Annotated in this window: 24 protein-coding genes; 8 read left to right on the forward strand and 16 right to left on the reverse strand. The window is 64.3% G+C overall.

Annotated elements, in window-relative coordinates; all coding sequences use genetic code 11:
- Positions 1 to 138 precede the first annotated feature (138 nt).
- Entirely contained in the window at positions 139 to 510 is a 372-nt protein-coding gene (locus tag OHD58_RS28325; protein ID WP_263806959.1) for a nuclear transport factor 2 family protein, read from the forward strand.
- 3 nt (positions 511 to 513) lie between these two features.
- Here the strand turns inward: OHD58_RS28325 and OHD58_RS28330 are convergent, their stop codons facing one another.
- The 3 genes from OHD58_RS28330 to OHD58_RS28340 form a co-directional block, all read right to left on the reverse strand.
- Complete coding sequence (locus OHD58_RS28330) at positions 514 to 975, reverse strand: GNAT family N-acetyltransferase (RefSeq protein ID WP_263806960.1); 462 nt, start codon at positions 973 to 975, stop codon at positions 514 to 516.
- A gap of 135 nt (positions 976 to 1110) precedes the next feature.
- Complete coding sequence (locus OHD58_RS28335; RefSeq protein WP_263806961.1) at positions 1111 to 2040, reverse strand: DnaJ C-terminal domain-containing protein; 930 nt, start codon at positions 2038 to 2040, stop codon at positions 1111 to 1113.
- 123 nt (positions 2041 to 2163) lie between these two features.
- Entirely contained in the window at positions 2164 to 2565 is a 402-nt protein-coding gene (locus OHD58_RS28340) for an RT0821/Lpp0805 family surface protein (protein ID WP_263806962.1), read from the reverse strand.
- 108 nt (positions 2566 to 2673) lie between these two features.
- Here OHD58_RS28340 and pdxH point away from each other — a divergent pair, with 108 nt between their 5' ends.
- Positions 2674 to 3291, forward strand: a complete 618-nt coding sequence (pdxH, locus tag OHD58_RS28345; protein ID WP_263806963.1) for a pyridoxamine 5'-phosphate oxidase — start codon at positions 2674 to 2676, stop codon at positions 3289 to 3291.
- A 21-nt stretch (positions 3292 to 3312) separates the two neighbouring features.
- Here the strand turns inward: pdxH and OHD58_RS28350 are convergent, their stop codons facing one another.
- From OHD58_RS28350 to OHD58_RS28360, 3 genes are all read right to left on the reverse strand, one after another.
- Positions 3313 to 4296 carry an adenylate/guanylate cyclase domain-containing protein gene (locus tag OHD58_RS28350; RefSeq protein WP_263806989.1) on the reverse strand — a complete coding sequence of 328 codons (984 nt, stop codon included), beginning with the start codon at positions 4294 to 4296 and terminating at the stop codon, positions 3313 to 3315.
- Between the two features lie 236 nt (positions 4297 to 4532).
- Complete coding sequence (locus OHD58_RS28355) at positions 4533 to 5288, reverse strand: crotonase/enoyl-CoA hydratase family protein (protein ID WP_263806964.1); 756 nt, start codon at positions 5286 to 5288, stop codon at positions 4533 to 4535.
- Between the two features lie 21 nt (positions 5289 to 5309).
- Positions 5310 to 7085: an acyl-CoA dehydrogenase gene (locus OHD58_RS28360; RefSeq protein ID WP_263806965.1), complete on the reverse strand. Its 1776-nt coding sequence runs from the start codon at positions 7083 to 7085 to the stop codon at positions 5310 to 5312.
- A gap of 142 nt (positions 7086 to 7227) precedes the next feature.
- On the opposite strand from OHD58_RS28360, the gene OHD58_RS28365 reads away from it, so the two are divergent.
- Together OHD58_RS28365 and OHD58_RS28370 are read left to right on the forward strand one after the other, a co-directional pair.
- Positions 7228 to 7446, forward strand: a complete 219-nt coding sequence (locus OHD58_RS28365) for a hypothetical protein (protein WP_263806966.1) — start codon at positions 7228 to 7230, stop codon at positions 7444 to 7446.
- A gap of 193 nt (positions 7447 to 7639) precedes the next feature.
- Entirely contained in the window at positions 7640 to 8863 is a 1224-nt protein-coding gene (locus tag OHD58_RS28370) for a glycoside hydrolase family 25 protein (protein ID WP_412177307.1), read from the forward strand.
- Here OHD58_RS28370 and purD read toward each other — a convergent pair.
- Together purD and OHD58_RS28380 are read right to left on the reverse strand one after the other, a co-directional pair.
- Positions 8860 to 10137 (reverse strand): phosphoribosylamine--glycine ligase, encoded by a 1278-nt coding sequence (gene purD, locus OHD58_RS28375; protein WP_263806967.1) that lies wholly within the window; start codon positions 10135 to 10137, stop codon positions 8860 to 8862. The genes OHD58_RS28370 and purD overlap by 4 nt on opposite strands.
- Positions 10138 to 10294: 157 nt before the next feature.
- A complete protein-coding gene (locus OHD58_RS28380; RefSeq protein ID WP_263806968.1) occupies positions 10295 to 11212 on the reverse strand; it encodes a hypothetical protein in 918 nt (305 codons plus the stop codon).
- A gap of 181 nt (positions 11213 to 11393) precedes the next feature.
- Between OHD58_RS28380 and ubiA the strand changes: the two genes are divergently transcribed.
- The gene (gene ubiA / locus OHD58_RS28385; RefSeq protein WP_263806969.1) at positions 11394 to 12377 is read left to right on the forward strand and encodes a 4-hydroxybenzoate octaprenyltransferase; all 984 of its coding nucleotides are present in this window, start codon (positions 11394 to 11396) and stop codon (positions 12375 to 12377) included.
- 134 nt (positions 12378 to 12511) lie between these two features.
- Here ubiA and OHD58_RS28390 read toward each other — a convergent pair whose 3' ends face one another.
- The 3 genes from OHD58_RS28390 to OHD58_RS28400 form a co-directional block, all read right to left on the reverse strand.
- Positions 12512 to 13078 carry a DUF6101 family protein gene (locus tag OHD58_RS28390; protein ID WP_263806970.1) on the reverse strand — a complete coding sequence of 189 codons (567 nt, stop codon included), beginning with the start codon at positions 13076 to 13078 and terminating at the stop codon, positions 12512 to 12514.
- Between the two features lie 225 nt (positions 13079 to 13303).
- Positions 13304 to 14731 (reverse strand): FAD-binding oxidoreductase, encoded by a 1428-nt coding sequence (locus tag OHD58_RS28395; protein ID WP_263806971.1) that lies wholly within the window; start codon positions 14729 to 14731, stop codon positions 13304 to 13306.
- Between the two features lie 64 nt (positions 14732 to 14795).
- A complete protein-coding gene (locus tag OHD58_RS28400) occupies positions 14796 to 15764 on the reverse strand; it encodes an L-threonylcarbamoyladenylate synthase (RefSeq protein ID WP_263806991.1) in 969 nt (322 codons plus the stop codon).
- A gap of 179 nt (positions 15765 to 15943) precedes the next feature.
- Between OHD58_RS28400 and OHD58_RS28405 the strand changes: the two genes are divergently transcribed.
- Entirely contained in the window at positions 15944 to 16387 is a 444-nt protein-coding gene (locus tag OHD58_RS28405) for a hypothetical protein (RefSeq protein ID WP_263806972.1), read from the forward strand.
- Positions 16388 to 16396: 9 nt separating this feature from the next.
- Here OHD58_RS28405 and glyS read toward each other — a convergent pair whose 3' ends face one another.
- Positions 16397 to 18976: a glycine--tRNA ligase subunit beta gene (glyS, locus tag OHD58_RS28410; protein ID WP_263806973.1), complete on the reverse strand. Its 2580-nt coding sequence runs from the start codon at positions 18974 to 18976 to the stop codon at positions 16397 to 16399.
- Between the two features lie 215 nt (positions 18977 to 19191).
- On the opposite strand from glyS, the gene OHD58_RS28415 reads away from it, so the two are divergent.
- Positions 19192 to 19374 carry a hypothetical protein gene (locus OHD58_RS28415; protein ID WP_263806974.1) on the forward strand — a complete coding sequence of 61 codons (183 nt, stop codon included), beginning with the start codon at positions 19192 to 19194 and terminating at the stop codon, positions 19372 to 19374.
- Between the two features lie 8 nt (positions 19375 to 19382).
- On the opposite strand, the gene OHD58_RS28420 is transcribed toward OHD58_RS28415, so the two are convergent.
- The 4 genes from OHD58_RS28420 to OHD58_RS28435 all read right to left on the reverse strand — a co-directional run bounded on the left by OHD58_RS28420 (position 19383) and on the right by OHD58_RS28435 (position 24463).
- A complete protein-coding gene (locus OHD58_RS28420) occupies positions 19383 to 19931 on the reverse strand; it encodes an AAA family ATPase (protein ID WP_263806975.1) in 549 nt (182 codons plus the stop codon).
- Complete coding sequence (locus OHD58_RS28425) at positions 19928 to 20872, reverse strand: glycine--tRNA ligase subunit alpha (protein ID WP_263806976.1); 945 nt, start codon at positions 20870 to 20872, stop codon at positions 19928 to 19930. The genes OHD58_RS28420 and OHD58_RS28425 overlap by 4 nt, the downstream gene beginning before the upstream one ends.
- 360 nt (positions 20873 to 21232) lie before the next feature.
- Positions 21233 to 23236: a tetratricopeptide repeat protein gene (locus OHD58_RS28430; RefSeq protein WP_263806977.1), complete on the reverse strand. Its 2004-nt coding sequence runs from the start codon at positions 23234 to 23236 to the stop codon at positions 21233 to 21235.
- 210 nt (positions 23237 to 23446) lie between these two features.
- On the reverse strand, positions 23447 to 24463 hold the full coding sequence (locus tag OHD58_RS28435) for a polyprenyl synthetase family protein (RefSeq protein ID WP_263806978.1): 1017 nt from the start codon (positions 24461 to 24463) through the stop codon (positions 23447 to 23449).
- Positions 24464 to 24642: 179 nt separating this feature from the next.
- Here OHD58_RS28435 and OHD58_RS28440 point away from each other — a divergent pair, with 179 nt between their 5' ends.
- Positions 24643 to 25437, forward strand: a complete 795-nt coding sequence (locus OHD58_RS28440; protein ID WP_263806979.1) for an inositol monophosphatase family protein — start codon at positions 24643 to 24645, stop codon at positions 25435 to 25437.
- The last annotated feature ends 1 nt before the right edge of the window (position 25438 follow it).

The raw sequence follows: 25438 nt of genomic DNA on the forward strand, positions 1-25438 counted from the left end.
CACAGGCAAAACGCCGCTTCAAGCAAAGATGGGAGCAACCGGCTGTGCGTGATTGCTGACACGTCGAGAGGAACCCAAGGCCATTTGTCAGGTTAAGCCTGGATATGGTTACCCTGTCGCCACCGAACGGAGCACCGCATGGAAAACGACCCGATCTCAGTTGCCCGCAAGAGCTACCGGGCTTACGTCGACAAGGACCGATCGGCGATCGAAGCCGTCATCGCCGACGATTTCCACTTCACCAGTCCGCTCGACAACCGCATCGACCGCAAGGCCTATTTCGATCGCTGCTGGCCCAACAGCGGGACGATTACCGGGTTCGAGTTCATCAACCTGGTCGCCGATGGCGAGCGGGTGTTCGTGACATATGAAGGACGGCGCCCCGACGGCAAGGGCTTCCGCAACACCGAAGTCCTGACCATCAGAAATGGAAAAATCGTCGAGGCGGAGGTCTATTTCGGCTGGTCGCTGCCGCACGAGGCTTCCGCCGGGGGCTCCGTCAATCCGTAAAGCTCAGAAGAGCTTGCGATAGCTGACGAATCCGGAATGATCGGCAACCTTGTCGTAGAGCTTCATCGCCGTGTGGTTGGTCTGGTGGGTCAGCCAGTAGACGCGCTTCGAGCCGGCGGCCGACGCCCGCTCGTAAACGCCCTCGATCAGCGCCCTGCCGACGCCCTTGCCGCGCGATCCCGCGCTGGTGAACAGGTCCTGCAGGTAGCAGTTCGGTTCGATCGCCGTGGTAGTCCGGTGATAGAGATAATGCACCAGCCCGAGAAGCTCGCCCTCGTGCTCGGCGACAAGCGCATGCACCGGCTCATAGGCGTCGAAAAACCGCGACCAGGTCATCCCGGTGATTTCAGGAGCAAGTGCGGTATCGCCGGAGCGGCCGTAGAAGGCGTTGTAGCCGTCCCACAGAGGCAGCCAGCGCTCGAAGTCCTGGCGAACCACCGGACGGATCGTCATCGGAAGCGGCATTTGTTTGCTCCAGGCTGAAGCGGCCCGTTACGTCTCGGCGCATGAAGCGTTATCAGTAATTACCGCCCGCGCGCGCCTCAATGGACAGCCTGGCCATGTTCATGGCGCAGAGGTGAGCCCATCCGGCCCTGGCCGTCACCCGCCCTGCTTTTTCATCAGCGCCTCGAGTTCCGGATCGCCGCCTTCCGGCAGCATGACGCGGACGTGGGCATAGAGGTCGCCATGGCCGCCTGCCTTTTCCGGCAGGCCGCGGCCCTTCAGCCGCAACACCTTGTCCGAACTCGACCAGGCCGGCACGTTGACGGCAAGCCGCCCGGTGGGCGTTTCGACCGCCACCTTGGCGCCCAGCACGGCGTCGCGCAGTGGCACCGGCAGGTCGGCATGCAGGTCGCGGCCCTCGATCCGGTAGCGCTGGTTCCTGCGGATGTGGATCGTCACCAGCGCGTCGCCAGGCTCGCCACCCAGAAGTTGCTCGCCCTGGCCCTTCAGGCGGATCACCTGGCCATCCTCGACATAGACTGGCAGCTTGACGGCGATGCGGCGACCATCCGGGAAAACCGCATTGACCTTTGCCGCAGTCGCCGCCTCCTCGATGCCGATTTCGAGCGTCGCGTTTATGTCCGATCCCTTGGCGGCACGCTGGCGCCCGCCCGGCCTGCCGCCCGGTCGCTGCGAAAAGGCGTCGCCGAAAATCTGGTTGAAAATGTCGTCGCCGACCCCCTCGCCCCCGGGACCACCTGACCTGAACTCGAAACGCGAACCGCCCGGCCCATGCTGGGCGCGGCGGAACGCGGCGAACGGATCGCCGCCGCTCTGGGCGCCTTCGAAACCCTGGAACCGCTGCTTGCCCTCGCCGTCGATCTCGCCGCAGTCGAAGGCGGCGCGTTTCTTCTCGTCGCCGACGATCTCGTAGGCCTGGTTGGCCGCGGCGAACCTTTCCTTCGCCTTCGGGTCGTCCGGGTTCTGGTCCGGATGGTATTTCTTGGCCAGCTTGCGGAACGCCGACTTTATATCTTTCGCCGACGCGCCTTTGGCGACGCCGAGAACGTCATAGGGATCGCGCATTTGGACTCACTGACGACAGGGGCAGGATTCTTCGTCCTATATATGCGTCGTGCTAGGAAGAGATTCCAGCCCATTGAAGCGCCAGGCAGCCGTTTGGACACGTAAAGGGCCATGCAAGGCCGCTTATAGTGCGTTGAAAGCCCGCATCCGCCAGGCGCCCGCCGTTACCAGGCAGGCATCGCCGCTGAACATCGCCACGCCGTCGAAACGTTCGCGGCTCGCCTGGAAGCGGCGGCAAAGCGCTCCCTTGTCCTTGTATTCCACGACGTCGGTGATCGAACCGCGCGAACCGGTGTCGGAGTTCGCCCAGGCAAGCGGCTGCGCGCCCACCTCTTCGACATCCGCCGACGAGATTGCGTTGCGGATGGTGGCGACATCGGAAAGTTCGGTGGAATCCATCTCGCCGCCGCCGGGATCGGCCTGAACCGCGCTGGTATAGAGCGTCTTGTCGACTTCCGCCTTGGAGAGATCGAGGCCGGACGCACAGGCGCAAAGCGGCAGCAGGGCAGCAAGGACGAATAGCACTTTCGGGCATTTCGACCGGCTGGACCACGCATCGCTCTTCCCAAACGCTTGCGCTCCACGCGACAATCGGCAATCTCCCCGGCAGGCAGTCCATTCGAAGTGTAAATTATGAATGAAAACGGGTTAACAGAGGGTGACTTTACTGAGCATGCCGAACCGTTCCGGCTGTTTTCGGAATGGCTCGCCGACGCGACCAAAAGCGAGCCGAACGATCCGAACGGCGTGGCGCTGGCGACCGTCGACACCGACGGCATGCCGGACGTGCGCATGGTGCTTCTGAAGGGTTTCGACGAGCAGGGTTTTGTCTTCTACACCAATTTCGAGAGTGCCAAGGGCCGCGAGATCCTGGCCACGATGAAGGCGGCGATGTGCTTCCACTGGAAGTCGCTGCGGCGGCAGGTGCGCATACGCGGTCCGGTCGAGATCGTCAGCGACGCCGAGGCCGACGCCTATTTCGCGACAAGGCCGCGCGGCAGCCGCATCGGCGCCTGGGCCTCGAAACAGTCGCGGCCGCTGGAAAGCCGCTTTGCGCTGGAAAAAGCGGTCGCCGAATACACGGCCCGACACGCGATCGGCGAAATTCCGCGGCCGGCGCACTGGTCGGGTTTCCGCATCGTGCCGCAAGCGATCGAGTTCTGGCACGACCGGCCCTTCCGGCTGCACGACCGCATCGTCTTCAGCCGGACAGCCGACGGCGGCTGGGAGAAAAGCCGGCTTTATCCGTAGCAGGCCTTTATTGCAGCCGCGTCAGGGCTGGCGGCTTTCCGGGCGCGAGCGCATGACCCATCGCAAGCCCGCCGCGAAGGCCAGGGCGAGCAGCGGCCAGACGGCCCAGAACTCGCCGTGGAAGGACAAAAGATTGATCCCCACGATGCCGAGCCCGATGACACCCAGCACGGCGATGCTGGGATCGAAGCGCCTGTTGGTCCTCGCCCAGCCAAGACCCTTGAGGACGGCATAGGCCAACAGCGGCCACGCTGCCCAGAAGGTTCCCTCGAACGTCAGCAGGTTGATGGCAATCAGGCCGAGCATGACGACCGTCAGGATGCCGAATTTGCGATCGGCCACCGGCTTCAGCACGGAAGCGAAGACACCCAGACCAGGCACGGCCGATGCCCCGGGCGCCGGTTTTGGCCTCGCAGCGGTTTCCTGCTCGGCATTGCGCCCGAAATGCTGCGCGGCAGCGACCGCGGGCGCTTCGACCTCCGCCGCGCCGATGCGCACGGCGTAGCTTGGCACGCCCTCGTCGATGTTCTTCACCGCCAGCGCGCCGAGGAAATCGAAACCGACCGCCACCTTGTTGCGGACCTGGTCGTAGACGGTGCTGGAGATGACGATGCCGCCCGGCGCGGCGGACGTCTGCAGGCGCGCGGCGATGTTGACGCCGTCGCCGTAGATGTCGTCGCCCTCCGCGATGACATCGCCTAGATTGATGCCGATGCGGAACAGCATGCGGGCTTCACTCGCACGGCTTTCGTTGCGCTGGGCAAGTTCGCTCTGCACGTCCACCGCGGCACGCACCGCCTCGACCACGCTTGGAAATTCGCCGATCAGCCCGTCGCCCCAGGTGTTGACGACGCGGCCGCCATGCGCGTCGATCAGCCGCCCCATGGCATCGCGGTAGTCCTTGAGCGTGGCGAGCGTACCCTCCTCGTCGGCCTCCATCAGTCGCGTATAGCCCTGGACATCGGCGGAAAAGATAGTGGTCAGCTTGCGGCGTGTCGCCGACATGGTGGTTTGGCCCTCGTTCATGCTCAGCCGCCCGACTTTTAAACCAGCCGGCCCCCCGGCGCCAGCACGAGGTCGCTACCGACTTCGTATGAAGTCCGCATACAACCCTGGCTGGATACCGCATATGGGGTGCCTAACCCGAATGAGGTAGATCACGGGAAACCTGTTTTCGATTTTTTTCACCGCGGCGATGATGCTGGCCGTTTTCGCCGCTGCGGCGCCACCGAAGCAACCCTTCAGCCCGCCTTCTTGCGGCCCATGAAGGCGATGAACGCGTTGCGCGCTTCCTCGGATTTCAGCCGGGCGCGGAAATGCGCACCTTCTTCCTTGATGCGGGCGACAAGCGTCTCGCGGCTGCCCAGCATCAGGTCGCGGGCGATCTTCAGGGCCTCCGGCGGCTTTGCCGCGATTGCCGCCGCTGCCGCAAACACCGCCGTCTCCAGCGTGTCCTCCGCGACGACATCGTAGACCAGCCCGGCAGCCTTGGCGCGCTCGGCCGAAAAGCCTTCGCCGAGGCCGAGCAGCGCAAACGCCTGCTGGCGGCCGAGCACGGCCGGCGCGAGCAGGCTGGAGCCAGCCTCGGGCACCAGCCCAAGGTCGACGAACGGCGTCCGGAACTCGGTGCGCGGCGTCGCAAAGGTGAGGTCGCAGTGCAGGTTGATCGTCGTGCCGATGCCGACCGCGATGCCATCGACGCCGGAGACGATCGGCTTCTCCGCCTCGGCCAGCGCGATCAGGAAATCGTACACCTCCATGCCGCCTTCGCCGCCAGTGGCGATCGCCATGAAGTCGGCGAGATCGTTGCCCGATGAGAACGCGCCCGGTACGCCAAGGACGACATGGACGCGCACGCTTGCATCTGCATCGCCTTCCCGCAGCGCTGCCGCCATCGAAGCATACATGGCGCGGGTGATGGCGTTCTTCTTGTCGGGCCGGTTCATCCGGATGACCTGGATGGCATCGCGGCGTTCGAGAATGATGTGTTCGCTCATCGTCTGGAATCCCTCATCGCCTCAGCCATGCACCAGTGTTTTTGCCGCGGCGGCCAGGCTTTCCGCTCCGCCCGTCACCCGGTCGGCCAGCGCCCGCGTCTCGCCGAGCAGGTTCTCGGCGAAGAAGCGACAGAGCGGGGTCCGCTCCTCGCCGCCTTCGGCCAGCGCGCCGCGCGCCAGGTAGGCGGCTCCCGCGGTCAGGGCAAACAGCCGGAGATAAGGTGTCGCACCTGCCAGCGCATCGTCGATTTTTCCATCGGCGAGGCGCTGCTGGAGGTAGCGTGTCGACCTGGTCAGGCAGTCGAGCGCCTGCTCGAGGTAGAGGGCGGTTTGCCCGAAGCCCATCCGATTCGAAGCGGCAACCGCATTCGCGATCTCGTCGAGTTCCCTGATGTAGTCGATCACATGCTCGCCACCCGCCTGCGGCAGCTTGCGCGTCACCAGGTCGATCGCCTGGATGCCGTTGGTGCCTTCGTAGATCGGCGCGATGCGAGCGTCGCGGTAGAGGCTCGCCGCGCCGGTCTCCTCGATGAAACCCATGCCGCCATGCACCTGGACGCCGATCGATGCGACCTCGACGCCGACATCGGTGGAAAACGCCTTGGCAACCGGGGTGAGCAGGTTGGCACGCTCCTGCCAGTGTTTTGCCGCCTCGCCGCCGGCGCGCGCCATGTCGGTGGCATGCGCGCAGGAATAGGCGATGGCGCGGGCTATTCCCGTCAGCGCCTTCATGGTCAGCAGATTGCGCTGCACGTCGGGATGATGGACGATCGGCGCCATGCCCTCGCCGGAAAAGTCGGCCGCCTTGCCCTGGCGCCGCTCGTTGGCATAGGCGAGCGCCATCTGGGTGGCGGTTTCGGCGATCGCCACGCCCTGCATGCCGACCGCGAGCCGCGCATTGTTCATCATGGTGAACATGCAGGCGAGGCCCCTGTTCTCCTCGCCGATCAGCCAGCCGACGGCGCCTGGGGCGCCATCCTTGGCGAAGCCGTCGCCATAGATCATCGTGCAGGTCGGCGAGGCATGGATGCCGAGCTTGTGTTCGATCGATAAGCAGAACACGTCGTTGCGCGCGCCGAGGCTGCCGTCTTCCTCGACGAAGAACTTCGGCACCAGGAACAGCGAGATGCCGCGCGTACCGGCCGGCGCATCGGGCAGCCGCGCCAGCACCAGATGCACGATATTGTCGGTGAAATCATGCTCGCCATAGGTGATGAATATCTTCTGGCCGAAGATGCGGTAGGTACCGTCACCCACCGGTTCGGCCCGCGCGCGCAATGCCGCGAGATCGGAGCCGGCCTGCGGCTCCGTCAGGTTCATCGTGCCCATCCACTCGCCGGAAACGAGCTTCTCCAGATATTTTGCCTTCAGATCGTCCGAGGCGTGTTTTTCGATCGCCTCGACGGCGCCCATGGTCAGCGTCGGGCCGATGCCGAACGCCATCGAGCCTGAGTTCCACATTTCCAGCGCGGCGACGCCAAGCATCGTCGGCAGTCCCTGCCCGCCGAATTCTTCCGGCCCCGACAGCGCATTCCAGCCGCCGTCGATCCAGCGGCGGTAGAGATCCTTCCAGCCCGGCGGCATGGTCACCGCGGCGTCCTTCAGGACCGCGCCATGCTCGTCGCCAATCTTGTGCAAGGGAGCCACTTCCTCGCTGGCGAAGCGGCCCGCCTCGTGGAGGATGGCGTCGACCAGATCTTCCGTGAGGTCGCCGAGCGAACCGGCGTCGATTGCTGCCTGCAGCCCGGCGACGTGTTTCAGCGTGAAGGCGATCTCGTCGACAGGTGCGCGGTACATGCTTTTCTCCGGACTTGAACGAAATCGGACCGAAGCGCATGGCCCGCTTTCGTTCCTGCTTTTTACGTAAACGTCAAACACGATGATGTTGCCGTTGCCGACGCTCTATTTCAAGCTAGAATGCGGGGCAAGGAGACAAAAGATGCTCGCCCGGCCGGAAAAACATCGCTGCATCGAGTGCGGAACGCCCTTCGGCGCGGTGACCTTCTGGTATCATCAGGGCGATATCCACAACGGCCCGGCCTACTGGTGCGACCGCGGCATCCTCTGCTCACCCGCATGTTCACTGGCGCATAACCGGAAACGTGTGGCGGATGGCACCTTGCCCGACCATCCCGCAACGAACCCGTTCGACATTTGATCGCTTCCTTCCCGTTTGCTGGGAGAAGGTGGCCCTAAGGGCCGGAAGAGGGGCAGAACCAACTGCACGGTTGACCGCTCCTCCCTCATCTGGCTGCGGCATCTTCTCCCCGCAGAACGGGGGAAGAGAATTGGCAGCAATTCGTTAACCACGATCCCGCAGGATATCCGTCTGATCCCTCGGAGTTCCTGTCTTGCATCGCCCGGCGCCTCGCCTCCTTCGCAGTTTCTGGCTGGCGCTCGCCGTGGCGGCGGGCATGGCGCCGTCCGACGCCGGTGCGTCCGACTTCTCGCAGCCATGGCTGCGCTCCGATCGTGCGTTGGTCATTGACGCGTACGAATACAATCCGATCGACTGGCAGAAGCTCTCGACCGACAAGCGCATCGCCGGCTTCATCAACAAGGCGTCCGACGGTCTCCCCCCACCTTATGCCTGCAGCGGCAACGAGACCGAGACCAGGCTCTGCAAGGCGCTGTGGAAGCGCCATGCGGTGGCGCGCGAGCTTTTCCATACGCGGAAAATGCTGGCCAAGTCGCTCGGCCTCAAATGGGGCGCCTATCACCTGGCGCGGCCGGGCAACCCGGTCGACCAGGCCAACAACTTCATCGATTTCGCCGAGCCCGGACCGGACGACCTTATTGCGCTCGACATCGAGGAGAACGATCCCACCAAGTGGATGTCGCTGGAGGACGCCGAGGAGTTTGCCCGCCACATCCAGCGGCGCATCGGCCGCTTTCCGGTTCTATACACCAACGGCACGACGGCCCAGTACATCGCCGACAATCGCGACAGATATCCGCTGCTGTCACGGCTGCCGCTCTGGTACGCCCGTTACAAACCGGAGATCGGCATGCATTTCCCGAAAGGCAACTGGCAGCGCTACACGCTCTGGCAGTTTGCCTCGCAAGCCAATTGCAACGACCGAAGCTGTCCTTACCGCGTGCCCGGCACGCGAAACGACATCGACGTCAACGTCGCCTCGATGGATGCCGAGGAATTGCGCAAGGCGTGGCCGTTCAGCGCGCTGCTCGACGTCCCGACCGAAATGATCGCTTCCGTGCCGGTGCCGGTGACGCGCCAGGCCGGCCTCGCCGGCGACGTCACGCTGTCCTATGCGCCGGTGGAGAAGGCGAGCGCCATCCTGGCACTTGCCGGCGCCTTCCATGCGGGCGGCCAGCAATATCCCGGCCGCTACGGCGCAGCGCCCGAACGCAGCCCCGGCCCGATCGAGCCAAGCGTCGTCAGCAGCGTCGTGGCCGAAGCGGATGTATATCCGGACAGCGACGACCCATCGTTCCTCCAGACCATCGCCGGCTACCTGACGGATTTCAGCGACCGCCTGTTCGCCTGGGCGGGAGACTCGCCGGGCATCGATCCGACAACCACGGCGACGGTGCCGGGAAAGACCGAGCGCTAAGCCTTCGCCTCCCGCTCCACCGCGCGCCAGCCAATGTCGCGGCGGCAAAAACCTTCCGGCCAGCCAATCTTGTCGACCGCCGCATAGGCGTTGGCCTGCGCTTCGGCCACCGTCTTGCCCATTGCCGTTACATTGAGCACACGGCCACCATTGGCGACCAGTTCGCCGTCGCGCAAAGCGGTACCCGCGTGGAAAATCTCGGCGCCGGTCGCGGCGGCTTCGTCGAGACCCCGAATGACCGAGCCTTTTTGCGGCGTGCCGGGATAGCCCTTTGCCGCCATCACCACGGTCAGTGCAGGCTCATCACGCCAGCGCGCCGAGACATGCGCCAACTGGCCGTCGGCGGCGGCGTTGAGCAGCACCAGAATATCCTCCTTCAGCCGCATCATCAGCACCTGGCATTCCGGATCACCGAAGCGGGTGTTGAACTCGATCAGCTGCGGACCATCCTTCGTGATCATCAGCCCGGTGAACAGCACACCGGAAAACGGCGCGCCGATCTCCGCCATGCCGCGCATGGTCGGCTCGACGATTTCCTTCATCGTGCGCTCGACGAGTTCCGGCGTCATAACCGGGGCCGGCGAATAGGCGCCCATGCCGCCGGTGTTGGGGCCGGTGTCGCCATCACCGACGCGCTTGTGGTCCTGCGCGGTGCCGAAGGGCAGCGCTGTCTTGCCGTCGCACAGGCAGAAGAAACTCGCTTCCTCGCCGTCGAGGAAGGCCTCGACCACGACTTCCGCGCCCGCCCCGCCGAAAGCCCCGTCGAAACAGGCGTCGATCGCCGCAAGCGCTTCCTCGACGGTCATCGCCACCGTAACGCCCTTGCCAGCGGCAAGCCCGTCCGCCTTGACGACGATCGGCGCGCCCTCGCCCCTTACATAGGCTTTGGCGCTTTCCGCGTCGGTGAAGCGCCGGTAGGCGCCGGTCGGAATGTTCTGGCGGGCGCAAAGATCCTTGGTGAAACCCTTCGAGCCCTCGAGCTGCGCCGCCGCCTTCGACGGGCCGAAGACACGGAAGGCGGCTGCCCTCAGATCATCGGCTATGCCGGCGACCAGCGGCGCTTCCGGACCGACCACGACGAGATCGATCTTCTTGTCCCGGCAGAAAGCAACAATCGCAGCGTGGTCCAAAATGTCGAGCGCCATGCATTCGGCTTCCTGGGCGATGCCCGGGTTGCCGGGCGCGGCATAAAGCTTGGTCAGCATCGGCGAGGCGGCGATCTTCCAGGCCAGCGCATGCTCGCGGCCGCCGGAGCCGATAAGAAGAACATTCATGAATCGCGCCTCGCCGAGAACCATCGGATGAGGCTCCTCCGCTAGTGGCGATGGCGCGGCAGGTCAAGGCGGGATGATAGACAAGCGGCGACCGGGCTTGGCCAGTTGGCCGGGCCGACGTCGGCTCCTACGAAAGACCGGGATGCGATCCTTGATGTCACTCCGGAAAAGGCGATTGTCCGGAAGGCACGCCGTATTCGTCCGCTATCAGCATCAGCTTCGCATTGGTCCTGTCGTTCAGGAGTTCGCCGTTGAGCTGACGGGAGATCACCAGTGCATTGCTGTACTCGTTCGTGCCGCAAGGACAGCCGATGCTATCCTTTCGCGGAACGATGTGGTGGATTTCGGCGTCGGTGGGGCGGTTCTGCCCGGGCAGCTTGTCGGTCAGGAATTCGGGATCGCCAGTTCCGACAATCCGGTGCGCATCGGATCTGGGCGGATTGGCAGAGGGCGGCAGGCTGTCGGGAAGCGGGTTGGGAATAGCCTCGCCCCGGTTTTTGAACCTGATTCTCATCTTCTGCATGCCGAGAAAATCATTGGGCTGGAGTTTCCCCAGCTTGGCGAGAAATTCATCGAAACCCTTCGGCCTGTCCGGATCGCCAACCGGCGGCCTGGTGCGGCTGTACGGCCCGCTGACCGTGTAATAACAGCATGGATCACGGTCCCCGAGCGTCGGCTCGGCCCGGACTATATTCGTTCCCCCGGTAAGCCCTCCCGTCACCACCGATTTGTACCGGCAACGGAAGGTGTCCGCGTCGATTGGCTCAAGGACGATCGTGATCTGATCCCAATCGCCCCCGTATTTCGCGGTTATGATACAGGCAACCCACGGTGAATCCTGGTATTTTTGGCGTTTGTACTTGGCGTATTGCGGTGTCAGCCGCTTGTTCAGCAACTCGCACCCGGTTTCGCTATTATTGTTCGCCTTGGCGCAGTCGATGTTGGCCGCATGCCATTTCAGGCAGGGTTCCGTCACTTGCGCATATGCCGGCACGCTGAACAAGCTAAAACTTAATATATGTGAAACTTTCCGATAGTTAAAATTCAAAAATTTCTTTATCGTCAGCGAATACATACTGACCTACTCTATCCTTATGTTAATCACAATAAGAGATAGCCTCTGAAATTCAAAGTAATATTTCTCGACAGACTTTCTTCAGATCTTCTCGTGTTCCAGCTATATTCTCCCGAGTTCATAAGTTCCTGCTTCCCGATGTCGCCTTGACGACCGGCCTCTCCACTGCCACTCCACGCCGATGGAAACCATTCAATCCAGAACCGGTCAGGGCCGCGTCGCCGACGCGCCGAGCGGCCACTGGGTCTACCGCGTGCTGCCGCGCGGATTGTGGCCCTACGCGCAGCTTGCCCGCTGGGACCGGCCGATCGGCTGGCAGTTGCTGCGCTGGCCTTGCTGGTGGTCGGCGGCACTGGCGGCGACCGCCTATGCGCGCCCCGGCGACAGCCTGCTCTCGCTGCTGCCGTCGCCCTGGCATCTCGTGCTCTTCCTGATCGGCGCCATGGCCATGCGCGGTGCGGGCTGCACTTACAACGACATCGTCGACGAAGAGATCGACAACAAGGTCGAGCGCACCCGCTCGCGGCCGCTGCCGTCCGGCCAGGTCAGCCGCCGCCAGGCCTGGATCTTCCTCGTCATCCAGGCGCTTGCGGGTCTGCTGGTGCTCTTGCAGTTCAACGGCTTCGCCATTCTGCTCGGCCTCGCTTCGCTGGCCATCGTCGCCATCTACCCCTTCATGAAGAGAATCACCGACTGGCCGCAACTCGTTCTGGGGCTTGCGTTTTCCTGGGGCGCGCTGATGGGCTGGGCGGCAGCCTTCGGCGACATCGACGGGCCGGCGGTGCTGCTCTATTTCGGTTCCATCATGTGGGTGATCGGCTACGACACCATCTACGCCGTCCAGGACAGGGAAGACGACGCCATCGTCGGCGTGCGCTCGACAGCGCGGTTGTTCGGCGACAGCACCAAGTCGTGGCTGGTCGGCCTTTACGGCGGCGCGCTGATCCTCTTCGCCAGCGCCTACGCGGCAGCGGAAGTGCCGATACCTGCACTCGCCGGGCTGCTGGCTGCCGGCGCCCACATGGCGCGGCAGATCTGGGCGCTCGACCTCGACAATCCCGACCAGTGCCTGCGGCTGTTCAAGTCCAACAACGTGGTCGGCTGGCTGATCTTCCTCGGCCTGATCGGCGGCGGCCTGTGGATCGCGCTGAAGCCGATGGTATAACTTCGCTGAGTTCACCGAAATTCAGTTTGACGAGTCATATGCTGGTGCTTTCGAGAACCGGAGCGCAGCGGACATATGGTCCGTGAGCACCGGAAGCGGAGAAAGCGCCTCCAGGTGGCCGTCGGATCGAATTTTTACCCCCTGGCGATGATCTCCTCGCCGTTGACGACCAGCCTCAGGCCGAGGTCGCCGGTCTTGCGGCGGGCAAGGAAGCGCGGGCGGCGCTGCATCGAGACGCGGCCCTTGCGGCGGTCCTTCGAGCGGGCGGCTTCGATCGCCGCGCCAAGCGACTCCTCGAGCGTGCGGGCGACACCGTCGGCCTCGATCAGCAGCATCGGCAGCCGGTAGGCATCAGCCCAGGCGCGCCAGTCGGCGGCGACATCCTCGAGATCGTGCGCCACCAGAAGCGGCACCGACAGCATCGGATCGTTGTGCAGCAGTTCCAGCGTCACCGTGACATTGCCGAATTCGTCCTCCAGCGCGCGCGCCGCCACACCGCGGAACGCTTTTCCGGGCAAAGCCACGGTCACCGGCAAGCCGCTCATTTCGAGCACGCGGCGGATAATCGCGCCGCGCTGGTCTATGGTGAAGCTCACATCGCCGTAATCGTCGCGGGTCGCGTAGCTCACCATCTGGGGCAGGCGGAACGGGTCGAGCCGCATGTCGCGACCCGCCCAGACTGGCTTCAGTCCGGTTTTCATGAAATGCCTTCCTGTTTCTCCTGAGAGCCGGTTTTCCGGTCTTCTCGCGGACCGTTTTTTCCGGTCTCGTTATGTCAGGAAGGCTAGCCCCCGCTCCTTACCGCCGCACTTAAGAAGTTCGGTTAAATTTTTCTGATCTTCTGCATGGTTATCGCTTTGCGACCACCTGTAACGGTCGGGAAAGCTGTCTGAACAACAACTTAACTCCACCCGCAAAATCGAAGATCAAATCACTTTACCGGGGTTCATAATTCCGGCGGGGTCGAACGCGGCCTTGACGCGCCGCATCAGGTCGATTGCCGTCGGCGGCGCGGTGGCGAGCAGCTCGTCGCGTTTCAGCTGGCCGATGCCGTGCTCGGCCGAGATCGAGCCGTCGAGGTCGCGCACGATGTCGTGCACCACCTTGTTCATGGGGCGATAGAGCGCCAGGAACGCCTCGGCATCGCCGCCGACCGGCTGCGACACGTTGTAATGCAGGTTGCCGTCGCCCAGATGGCCGAAGCAGGCGACACGCGCTCCCGCCGACACCGCTTCGACGGCCTTGCCGGCGCGTTCGATGAATTCGGGAATGGATGCCACCGGCACCGAGATATCGTGCTTGATCGAAGCGCCTTCCGGCCGCTGCGTGTCGGAGAGCGCTTCGCGGATTGCCCAGAACGCGGCGCCCTGCGCGAGGTTCGCCGCGATCACGACATCGCCCGCCAGGCCGGCTTCCAGCCCTTCCGAGAGGATGTGCTCGGCGAGATCCCTGGCGTCCTCCGCCGAGCGGCCCGACGAGATTTCCATCAGCACGTACCACGGCCATTTGTCCGCCAGCGGCCGTATCGTGCCTGGAGCATGTTTTTCGGCAAAGCTCAGCGGCATCTCGGCGATCAGTTCGAAGGCGGTCAAGCTGCCGCCGGCACGGTCGGATGCGAGGCCGAAAAGCTCGAGTGCTGCGCGTGGCGATTCCAGGCCGACCCACGCCACCTCCCTGCCCTTCGGCTTCGGGACAAGCTTCAGCACGGCGGCGGTGATGACGCCAAGCGTGCCTTCGGCGCCGACGAACAGGTTTTTCAGGTCGTAGCCGGTATTGTCCTTCTTCAGCTTGCGCAGGTCGTCGAAGATCTCGCCGGTCGGCAGGACAACCTCGACGCCAAGGCAGAGTTCGCGCGCGTTGCCGTAGGCGAGCACCCCGGTGCCGCCGGCGTTCGACGAAAGGTTGCCGCCGATCTGCGCCGACCCTTGCGAGCCGAGCGACAATGGAAACAGACGGTCGACTTCATCGGCGGCCTTGTGCAGGTTTTCCAGGATCACGCCGGCTTCCGCCGTCACCGTGTTCGACAGCGGGTCGATCTCGCGGATGCGGTTCAGCCGCGACAGCGACAGCAGGATTTCGCTGCCCGAGGCGTCCGGCACCTGGCCGCCGACCAGTCCAGTGTTGCCGCCCTGCGGCACCACCGGGGTGCGCGTCTCGGTCGCCAGCTTAAGGATGGCACTTATCTCCTCGACGCTGCCCGGCCGCAGCACCAGCGGCGTCTTGCCGTGCCACAGGCCGCGCCGCTCGGTGATGTAGGGGGAAATATCGTCGCGGTCGCGCACCGCATATCTGTCGCCGACAATGGCTGCGAAGCGGTCAAGCAGGGCGACGTCGGGGGGAACGGGAGAATCCATGGCCGAAGCTTAGACGATGATCCCGGGAAGTTGCACCCGGTTTTCGGAGAAGATCACGGCCGTGTCAGCCGAGCGGCATGTCGCGGGGTGCCGCGGCGCGGGACAGCCGGTCGTTGATCGCCTCGCCGAGCCCTTGCTGCGGGATGGGCTCGACAGCAATAGTCGCTGTGCCGCTGCGGTCGAGTTCCATCAGATGCGAGAACAGGTTGGCGGCGGCTTCGCGCAAATCGCCGGCCGGCGACAGGTTGAGCTCGGCGGCGGCACGGTAAGAATGCGCCGCCCGTTCGGGTCCGAACGCCAGCAGCGCTTCTCCGGGCATCACCTCTGTTGCGTTCAGCCGCACCGCGGCGCCCGGCGCATAGTGCGAGGCCAGCATGCCCGGTGCTTCCACGCCGGCCTTGCCGCCGCGTTGCAGTTCCACGCCGGCAATCGCCTCGATCTCTTCGGCGGCAATGCCGCCCGGCCGCAACAGGCGCAAGCGTCCGTCCTCCGCCTTGACGATGGTCGATTCCAACCCGACCGGCGTCGGCCCGCCGTCGACGATCAGCGGTATCCTTGCCCCGAGGTCGCCGGCCACCGCCTGCGCCGTGGTAGCGCTGATGCGGCCGGAGGAATTGGCGCTGGGTGCTGCCAGCGGGTGGCCGAGCCGGGCGATCAGCTCGCCGCCAAAGCCTCTCGGCATCCTCAGCGCGATGGTGTCCAGCCCCGCGGTCGCCAGCGGGTGGATGGATGATTTGGCAAGAAGCGACAGCACCAGTGTCAGCGGCCCCGGCCAGAACTTTTCCGCAAGTTTTCGCGACAGCGGGTCGAAGCCCGCGATCTGCGCGGCCATCGCCATGTCGGCGACATGGGCGATCAGCGGGTTGAAGCGCGGGCGGCCCTTGGCCTCGAAGATGCGGGCGACCGCGCCGCCATTGGTGGCGTCGCCGGCCAGCCCATAGACGGTCTCCGTCGGGATGGCGACGATTTCGCCGGCCCCAAGCAGCGCCAGCGCCCGCTGCATCGCATCTCCGGTTGCGAGGATTTCCGCCATGGTCGTCCGTTCGTTCTGCACGCACCCGTGACTATAGAGCCGGGCAATCCACCGCAAGTCTGCCCCTCCATCCCCGTCACCACATTCTTAATCGCTAAAATGCTAGGTTTTGCAGCAAGCCGACATCAATTCCGGGCTGCTAGGCTCGGTTGTGGTTGTCTTGAGGGGCGGTATTTTCGATGAGAACTTTCGCGGCATTGCTTGCATTGGGCTGCCTGCTGCCGGGCGCGGCGCAGGCGTCGTCGATCCTGGTTCTTGGCGACAGCACGGCCGATCCGTCGATCGTCACGCTGGGGGCCGCTTCCGGCGCGCCGTCGATCGTCGCGATGGGAACCGCCGGCCACGCTGGCAGCCCATCCATCATCGCGTTGGGCAGGGAACCCGGCGTCGCTTACGAGAACGTCGCTGCGATCGGAGACGACGCCGCGAAATCCAAAACCCGACGCAACGATCCGATGATGGTGATCCGTGGCGGCATCGTCGGCGATGCCTTCACACGCGGCTCGGGAATGCCGGCTTCCCCGGTGCCCTCGAAGATGGTTCCGATTGCCGACACGCCAGCACAACAACCGCAGTCTGCCGCCGCGAAGCAGCCCGAGGAGCCGGAACAGGAGCTGAGGTAATCGCAGCTTCTATCCCGCGATCTTCGAGAAATCGGCGACCTGTCCGGTCGCCGCGCGAATGCGCGACAAGAGCGCCAGCCGGTTGGCGCGCACAGCGGCGTCTTCATCATTCACGAGAACGCCTTCAAAGAATGAATCAACTGGTTCACGCAATGCGCTAAGCGCCAGCATGGCGGCGGAAAAGTCTTCAGTCTGAATCGCTTGGCCCGCTTGGCTCTCAGCCTGTTTCACCGCGGCAAACAGCTTTTTCTCGGCATCTTCCCTGAAAAGCCCGGCGTCGACCGCGTCAGCGATGGCCGTGCCTTTCTTCTCCTCGGCGGCCAGAATGTTGGCGGCGCGCTTGGTCCCGGCCAGCAGATTCTTGCCGTCGTCGCTATCGAGAAACTTCCCCAGCGCCTCGACCCGGCGGACGATGGTGAGCAGGTCGTCGTTGGACGACGGAGTAATCTCCCCCCTTGTGGGGGAGATGCCCGGCAGGGCAGAGGGGGGCAACGTAGAGCTCTGCGCTTCGGGTTGAGAGGTTGGCGGGACAGCGCCCCCCTCTGTCGGCTTCGCCGACATCTCCCCCACAAGGGGGGAGATTGGCGTCGCGCCACTCGCCAGCACCGCATCGATCAGATCGTGCCGCGCACCCTGGTCGCGGAGATAGACCTTCAGGCGATCGTGGAAGAAGGAAAGGAGGTCCAGTGACCAATCGACCTCCGAGTTCAGTTCTGGAACCTCAAACCTGTTGATCGCAAGCGCAGCGGATGTTCTGTGCGCCAGGGCCAAAGGCTTGGCTTCGGAGGCTTGGTCCGCCAACTCTCGCACTGCTCGTGCAGAAGTCGCCAACTGTTCGGCATCCGCTCTCAACAATTGCGCTATGAGGCCACGAGCAGACCACACGAGATGGCCAAATAACGGAAGCCTCACCCCATTCTCAACCAATATCCTCACCACTCCCAGCGCCGCCCTCCGCAGCGCGAACGGATCCTTCGACCCCGTCGGCTTCTCATCGATTGCCCAGAAGCCGACCAGCGTATCCAGCTTGTCCGCCAGAGCCACGGCGATCGACACCGGATCGCTCGGCACGCGATCCGCCGGGCCTTGCGGCTTCCAGTGTTCCTCGATCGCGGCGGCGACAGACCCGTCCTCGCCCTGCAAGAGAGCGTACTTCCGCCCCATCGTTCCCTGCAATTCCGGGAACTCGCCGACCACTTCGGTCTGCAGGTCGGCCTTGGCCAGCACGGCGGCGCGAGCCGCCTGTACCGGATCGGCACCGACCCACGGCGCCAGTTCCTCGGCGAGCCACGCAATCCGCTCCACGCGCTCGCCCTGAGTGCCCAGCTTGGCGTGGAAGGTGACGTTCAGATGGTCGAGCCGCGCCATGCGCTGGTCGAGCGGTTTTTTCAGGTCGAGCCCGAATTTCTCCGCCGATGCCTCCAGTTCGCCGAGGTCGGGCACGTCCGCCTGGTCGGTCTTCCAGAAATAGAGCGCGTCGGAAAGCCTCGCCCGCACCACCTTGCCGTTGCCGTGCGCGATCTCCCTGCCGCCGTCGCTCGCGTCGATGTTGGCGGTGAGCAGGAAGTGATTGGACAGTGCGTCCTTCGAGGCTCGCTCCGCTCGCACCTTAGGATGAGGACCGTCGTGCTGCCCTCCCTCATCCTGAGGTGCCGGCGAAGCCGGCCTCGAAGAACGCACGACAAAACACTTCTGGTTCGCCCTGATGGTCAGCCGGATCACCTCGGCGGGGATCTCGAGGAAATCCTGCTCGAACTCGCCCATCAGCACCACCGGCCACTCGACCAGCCCGGAAACCTCCTCCAGCAGCGCCTCGTCCTCGACCAGTTCCAGCCCGCCGGCGAAGGCGAGGTTCTTCGCATCGGCGAGGATGATCTCCTTGCGACGGTCGGCGTCGACGATGACCTTGGCCGCCTCCAGCTTCGCCGCATAATCCTCGAAACGGCGCACGGTGATGGCGCCCGGCGCGTGGAAGCGGTGGCCGTAGGTGACATTGCCGGCGCGAATGCCGTCGACCTCGAAATCGACCACCACCGGTTCCTCGGTCTCCGGCCCGAAGGTGCAGACGATGGATTGCAGCGGCCTCACCCAGCGCAGCGTCTCGCCGCCCCTGCCCTCGACCTTGCCGTAACGCGTGCCCTTCGGCCCCGACGCCGCACCCCAGCGCATCTCCTTCGGCCACGGAAAGGTGCGGATCACCCCGGGCACGAGTGCGGCGATGATGTCCTCGGCCGCCCGGCCCGGCTTCGAGATATGGGCGACGTAGAAATCGCCCTTCTTCGGGTCGGAATGCACATGCGCTTCGTCGACCGAGGAAAGGCCGGCGGCGCGCAGAAAACCCTGGATCGCCTGTTCCGACGCCTTGGTCGACGGCCCCTTGCGCTCCTCGTGCACGTCGCGCGAGCGCGCGGTGACGCCACGGATATCGAGCGTCAGGCGGCGCGGCGTCCAGTATTCGCGCGCGCCCTCATAGGTCAGTCCGGCCTCGACCAGACCGTCGGTGACTATCTTCCTCAGGTCGCCCGCCGCCTTGCGCTGCATGCGGGCGGGGATTTCTTCGGAGCGAAGTTCGAGCAACAGGTCGGGCATTTCGGGCATTCCCACGGAAAGGTCAGGCGCGGGCAATAGCAAGCCGGGCTGCTGCTGTCACCCTTTCCGGCGCGCCGCAAGCGGCATGCGAAAAAAATTCCCGCGCATGTCGGGCCGCGAATGCATTGTCCGTCCTTTGGGCACAACCCTTTGAACCAAACCGGACGCTAAAGCGACAGACGCTGCAGACAGGGAATTCTTGACTGCGAACGACCATGAAAACGGCATCCACTCTTCTCCAGATCCTCGCACTCGGCGCATGCTTCGCCATGCAGGTCGCGGCAGCCGGCGAATTCAGGATGCCGGGCGTCCGCCGCGCCATGCAGACCATGGCGGGCACCACCAGCCAGCCGGTTGTTCAGGAAATGCCGTGGATCGTCGCGTCCGAGGTCTGCTGATCCGGGTCTCAGGACGCCTTGGCCAGCCGCCGCGCGATTTCCGCTGCGGCCTCCTCCGCGCTCAACGCGGTGACGTCGAGCCCGACAATCTCGCAATCCTTTGGCCGCAGCAGGAGGTGCTTTGCCCGCAGGCCTGACACTATGTCGGGGTTGACGAGCTTCAGCCGCTCGGCGCGAGCAGGCAGCACCAGCCGGCGCAGGTTTTCTTCCTCCGAGCAATCCAGCACGACAGCCACCAGCCGTGCGTTGCGCCGCCCGGCAAGCTCGCGGTAGGCCTCGAACTGCCGCGTGTCGTAGTCGTCGTCCGACAGCGCATCGGTGAAGATGAAGGTCGCCGCCACGTCAGCCCGCGCGATATGATCGAAGACCAGCGTGCGGATTTCGCCGCGCAGCGAACGGTAGAGCGGGTCGCGGCGCGAAAACAGCATTTCCGCCGGGTTGATCAGCGTATGGTTGTCGACCAGCTTCGCGCCGAGCAACGGTGCCAGCAGCCGGGCAATTGTCAGCTTGCCGGTGCCCGGCCAGCCGTTGATATGCACGATGGTGTTTGCGCTCACGCAGCCAGGCCGCCGGCATCCGTCAGCAGGAACGCCTCGCCGCACCGCTTGGCGAGGTCCCGTACCCGACCGATGTAGCGCGCCCGCTCGGTCGGCGAGATGACGCCGCGCGCGTCGAGCAGGTTGAAGGCGTGGCTGGCCTTGATGCACTGGTCGTAGGCCGGCAGCACCATCTTGTGCATCGGCGAGTTGTCGCCCGGCGCCGGCGCGCCGGCCTTCAGCAGCGCCTCGCATTCGGCTTCCGCGTCCTCGAAGTGCCGGAGCAGCGTGGCCGTGTTGGCGTGCTCGAAATTGTGCCTGGAATATTCCTGCTCGGCCTGCAGGAAGACGTCGCCATAGGTGACCTTCTCGTCGCCCTCGCGGCCGTTGAAATTGAGATCGTAGACGCTGTCGACGCCCTGCACATACATGGCGAGCCGCTCCAGCCCATAGGTCAGTTCGCCCGAAACCGGCGCGCATTCGATGCCGCAGACCTGCTGGAAATAGGTGAACTGCGACACTTCCATACCGTCGCACCAGCATTCCCAGCCGAGCCCCCAGGCGCCCAGAGTCGGGCTTTCCCAATCGTCCTCGACGAAGCGGATGTCATGCAGCAGCGGGTCGACGCCGATGGCGGCCAGCGAGCCGAGATACAGCTCCTGCAAATTCGGCGGGTTCGGCTTCAGGATCACCTGGTACTGGTAATAATGCTGCAGCCGGTTGGGGTTCTCGCCATAGCGACCGTCCTTCGGCCGCCGCGACGGCTGCACATAGGCCGCGTTCCAGGCTTTGGGTCCGAGCGCGCGCAGCGTGGTGGCGGGGTGGAAGGTACCGGCGCCAACTTCCATGTCGTAGGGCTGCAGAACCACGCAGCCATAGGCCGCCCAGTAGTTGTGCAGCGTCAGGATCAGCCCCTGGAACGAGCGCTTGGGGTCGAGAAGCGTGGAAGGAACGTCAGTCACGAGCGGGCCTCTGCGGTGGACGGGTTCGTCCTAGTGGGCAGGAGAAAGGCGGTCAAGCCGCTCCACGCAGGTATAGGTGCGTCCTTCGAGGCTCGCCCGCGAGTATCCGCGTTTCAACTTTCATCCGATTACGAGGGCTCGCACCTCAGGATGAGGAAGGTTGGCGTTCGTCGCCCAACTCCTGAGACCCAGGTGTATTCATTGGCACCTAGCGACAATCACCGAAAGTTTAGCGCTTCAGTAGGTGGCTATCGGCACTAACGACCCCCATCCTGAGGTGCGAGCCTTCACCAAGGTCCAGGATTAGACGTAAACCTCAATGGGCGAGCCTCGAAGGACGCACCACATTATCGGCAACCCTCAATCCACCGGCCCTGGCAATTTCAGTTCCTGGCCGGGCACGATGCGGCCCGGGTCGCCCTGCAGTTGCGGGTTGAGGTTGAGGATCTCGATGTAGCGGTTGCCGCTGCCGAGCTGGTCGACGGCGATCGACCACAACGACTGGCCGCGCTGCACCTTGTAGGCGGCCGGAACGATCGCCGCCGTGGCAGGCTGCGTTGCCGGCGTCTCCAGTTCCGTCCGTTTCTCGGTCGCCGGCGCTTCCGGTTTCACCTCCGGCGCGACGACCGGCGCATCGAGCGCCGCCTTCGGGTCGACCGGCGGCAGGCCTTCGGCGAGCTTCTTCTGCACGCTGGCCAGCACGTCCGGCTCAGGCTTCATGTCGCGGGCATGCGTCCACTGGAACGTCGCTTCCAGCTTGCGGCCGGCGCGCCAGTAGGCGTCGCCGAGATGGTCGTTGAGCACCGGATCGTCCGGCTTCAACGAGACGGCGCGCTCCAGTTCGCGCACCGCATCCTCATATTTGCCGAGACGATAATGCGCCCAGCCGAGCGAATCGACGATGTAGCCGTCGCTGGGGCGCAGATCGACGGCCTTCTGGATCATCTTCAGGCCTTCGTCGAGGTTCATGTTCATGTCGACCCACGAGTAGCCGAGATAATTCATGACCTGCGGCTGGTCCGGGAAGAGTTCCAGCGCCTTGCGGAAGTTCGGCTCGGCCTTCGGCCATTGCTTCAGCCGCTCATAGGCGATGCCGCGCTGATAGAAGATGCTCCAGTTTTCCACGGTCGGGTTGGGCAGCCGCGCCACCGCCTTGTCGTAGAGTTCGGCGGCGGATTTGTAATCCTCCTTCGAGGCATAGACGCCGCCAAGCGCCAGATAGCCGCGCATGTCGTCGGGCGCGGCCTCGAGCAGCGTCTTCAGCTGGGTGATCGCCTCGTCGTGCCGCTTCAGGTCGGCGAGGTTGAGCCCGCGCTGCAGTTCGGCGACCCGCTTCAGAGACGAACCCTGGCTGATCTTGCCGTAAAGCTTGATCGCCTCTTCTGGCCGGTCCTGCTGTTCGGCAACCGAAGCGAGCTGCATCAGCACGATGTCGCTTTTCGGCTGCAGGGCCAGCGCATATTGCAGGTAGAGGCGCACGAAGGCCTCGCCCCCGCCGCGATTAAGCGCGGTGCCGAGGTTGAGGAAGATTTCCGTCGCCCCTTCGTTCGGGCCCTGGACCAGCGGCGGTATAGGCACGCCCTTGTCGATGTCGGCGCGCAGTTCCGCGACCGCCGGGCGACCAACCGAAAATTCGTCCGACTTGTCGAGCACTTTGAGGGCTTCGTCCTTCTTGCCCTCGCGGGCCAGGAAACCGGCATACGCCTCGGCTGTGCGCAGCCAGGTTTCGGGCGCCCCGCTGCCTGCGGCAACATCGTCGAGGGTGGCGGCATAGGCCTTGCCGGCCTCGTCCTTCATGCCGGCCCCTTCGGCGATCAGCGCGCGGTGGTAGCCGACGAAAACCTTGTACCATTCGGGACCGTTCATCTTGTCCAGATAGGCCAGCGCATCCTTTGCGTCGCCGCTGCCGGCTTGCGCCCAGGCCGTCATCAGGCCGGTTATCAGCTTGTCGAGATCGGATTCCAGCGACAGCTTCAGCCAGTATTCAGCCTTGGTGTAGTCCTTCTTCTTGAAGCTATCGACAGCGAGCGCCAGCCGCGAGAAGCGCTCGACATCCGGCACTTCCTTCAGCTTGTCCGCATAGGGCAGCGCTTCGTCGAAACGCCCCTCGGAGATCAGGCCAAGCATCAGGCTCTGCTGCAGTTGCTGGTTGCCGGGATCGAAGGAGAGCGCGCGCTTGTAATAGGCGATCGCGCCATTCAGGTCATTGTCGACCTCGGCGACGCGTGCGGCCAGGAAGGCGCCCGAGAACGAGCTGATGTCCACAGGCCCGGCCGGATTTTCCTTGGCAAAGGCCGGCTGGTTGGCGAGCACGATGCCCGCGACAGCGAGGCCGGCAAGCCAGTTTCTGTTGTTGAGCGGCATTACTTCCCTTCCCGCCATGAAACGTCGGTCCGCGAGCGGACTCAGGTCGGACCATGATCGGCCAAAGCATGGCCTTTTTGGGGTCTCTGTTCAACAGGCACCCCGGTCACGATACGGTCACCGGCCATCCGAGCCGATTCCGGTTAACAAAGCACTGTCAGCCGCGAACCTGTTCAATTCCGTCCGGAAACCGTCGACAGGCAGAAGATATCACGCAACCCGGCTGATGCAGAAGTCTATCACTTCCAGCAGTGCCGCCTTTTGCGGCGTCGCCTTCAGCGGCGCCAGCGCGTCGCGGGCGATCTCGCCGAAATGGCGGGCACGGCCGATCGTGTCGGCGATCGCCGCATGGCGGGTCAACAGCCCGGTCGCCTTCTCCAGCGCGGCATCGTCGCTTTCATTGTCCTCGATCGCCTTCTTCCAGAATTCGCGCTCCGCTGCCGTGCCGCGCCGGTAGGCGAGGATGACCGGCAGCGTCACCTTGCCCTCGCGAAAATCGTCGCCGACATTCTTGCCGAGATCCTTCGAGGAGCCGCCATAATCCAGCGCGTCGTCGATCAGCTGGAAGGCCAGGCCGAGATTCATGCCGTAGGAGCGGAGAGCGGCGCGGTCGGTCCTGGTCGCCCCGGCGATCACCGGCCCCACCTCGGCGGCAGCCGAAAACAGCGCCGCGGTCTTGGCTTTGATTACCGCGAAATACTCGTCCTCGGTGGTTTCGAGGTTTTTGGCAGCCGAAAGCTGCATCACCTCGCCCTCGGCGATGATCGAGGCGGCGGTCGAGAGGATGTCCAGTGCATCCAGCGAGCCGACATCGACCATCATGCGAAATGCCTGACCGAGCAGGAAGTCGCCGACCAGCACGCTTGCCTGGTTGCCCCAGATCATGCGCGCCGTCTTCTTGCCGCGCCGCATGCCGCTCTCGTCGACGACGTCGTCATGCAGCAGTGTCGCGGTGTGCATGAACTCGACGCTGGTCGCCAGCTTCACATGGCCGTCGCCGGCATAACCGAACATCTGGGCGGCGGCGAGCGTCACCATCGGGCGCAGGCGCTTGCCGCCCGACGAGATCAGGTGATTGGCGACCTCGGGGATCATCTCGACGTCCGAGCCGGCCTTCGACAGGATGAGTTCGTTGACACGGCCCATGTCGGCCGCCGTCAGGTCGACCAGATCCTGGATCGACGCGGCAACCCGCTTCCCGTCTTCGAGATTGAGAACGACGCCCACTACGCACTCCCGTCCTTGACGCGCCCATGGCGCATCCTTGTCCTATCGGGGAATCTAGCGGCGTGGCAAGGCCGGGCAAGCGGCGAATTGGCGCGGCGCCGACATGACGCAGCTTGCAGCTTCCTTCTTGCCGGCATGCCTGTTAGGGCTTTGCCGCAAAATCACGACAGCAGGGTGCCATGGAAAACGATCTCGACCGCCGCCTCGACTTCACGATCGCGCTCGCCCGGCGCGCCGGCGAGCTCGGCATGATGTTCTTTCGCGAGATCGACAAGCTGACCATCGAGAGCAAGGGGCATCAGGATCTGGTGTCGAACGGCGACCGCGAGGTCGAGCTGTTCATCCGCGCAGCACTTGCGAAGGAATATCCCGACGACGGCATCGTCGGCGAGGAACATGCCGCTGTTCAAGGCTCCTCCGGCTACACCTGGGTGATCGATCCGATCGACGGCACCGCCAATTTCGTGCGCGGCATCCCGGCATGGACTGTCGTCATCGCCTGCATGAAGGAAGGCTCGACCGTGGTCGGCGTCGTCCATGAGCCGGCAACCGGCGAGACTTTTTCCGCCCGGCGTGGCGGCGGCGCCTTCGTGAACGGCCGGCCCATCGCGGCGGCAAGCGCCGAGAGCATCACCGAAGGTTCGATCGGCGTCGGCTTCAACAATCGCACCGAGGCCAGCAAGGTCGTGCCGCTGGTCGCGTCCATCATCGAAGGCGGCGGCGTGTTCTATCGCAACGCCTCCGGCGCCCTGATGCTTGCCTATGTCGCGTCCGGACGGCTGATCGGCTACAGCGAAGAGCACATGAATGCCTGGGACTGCGTCGCCGCCATGCTGATCATCGAGGAAGCCGGCGGCATCGTCGAGCCGTTCAACCGCGGCGACGTGCTTGCCAACGGCACCATCGCGATCGCCGGCGGCAAGGGCGTGTTCGGCAAGATCCGCGAGATGTCGGCCGCCGCCTTCGGCTTCTGAG

Source organism: Mesorhizobium sp. ZC-5 (assembly GCF_025753855.1).
Lineage (GTDB): Bacteria > Pseudomonadota > Alphaproteobacteria > Rhizobiales > Rhizobiaceae > Neomesorhizobium.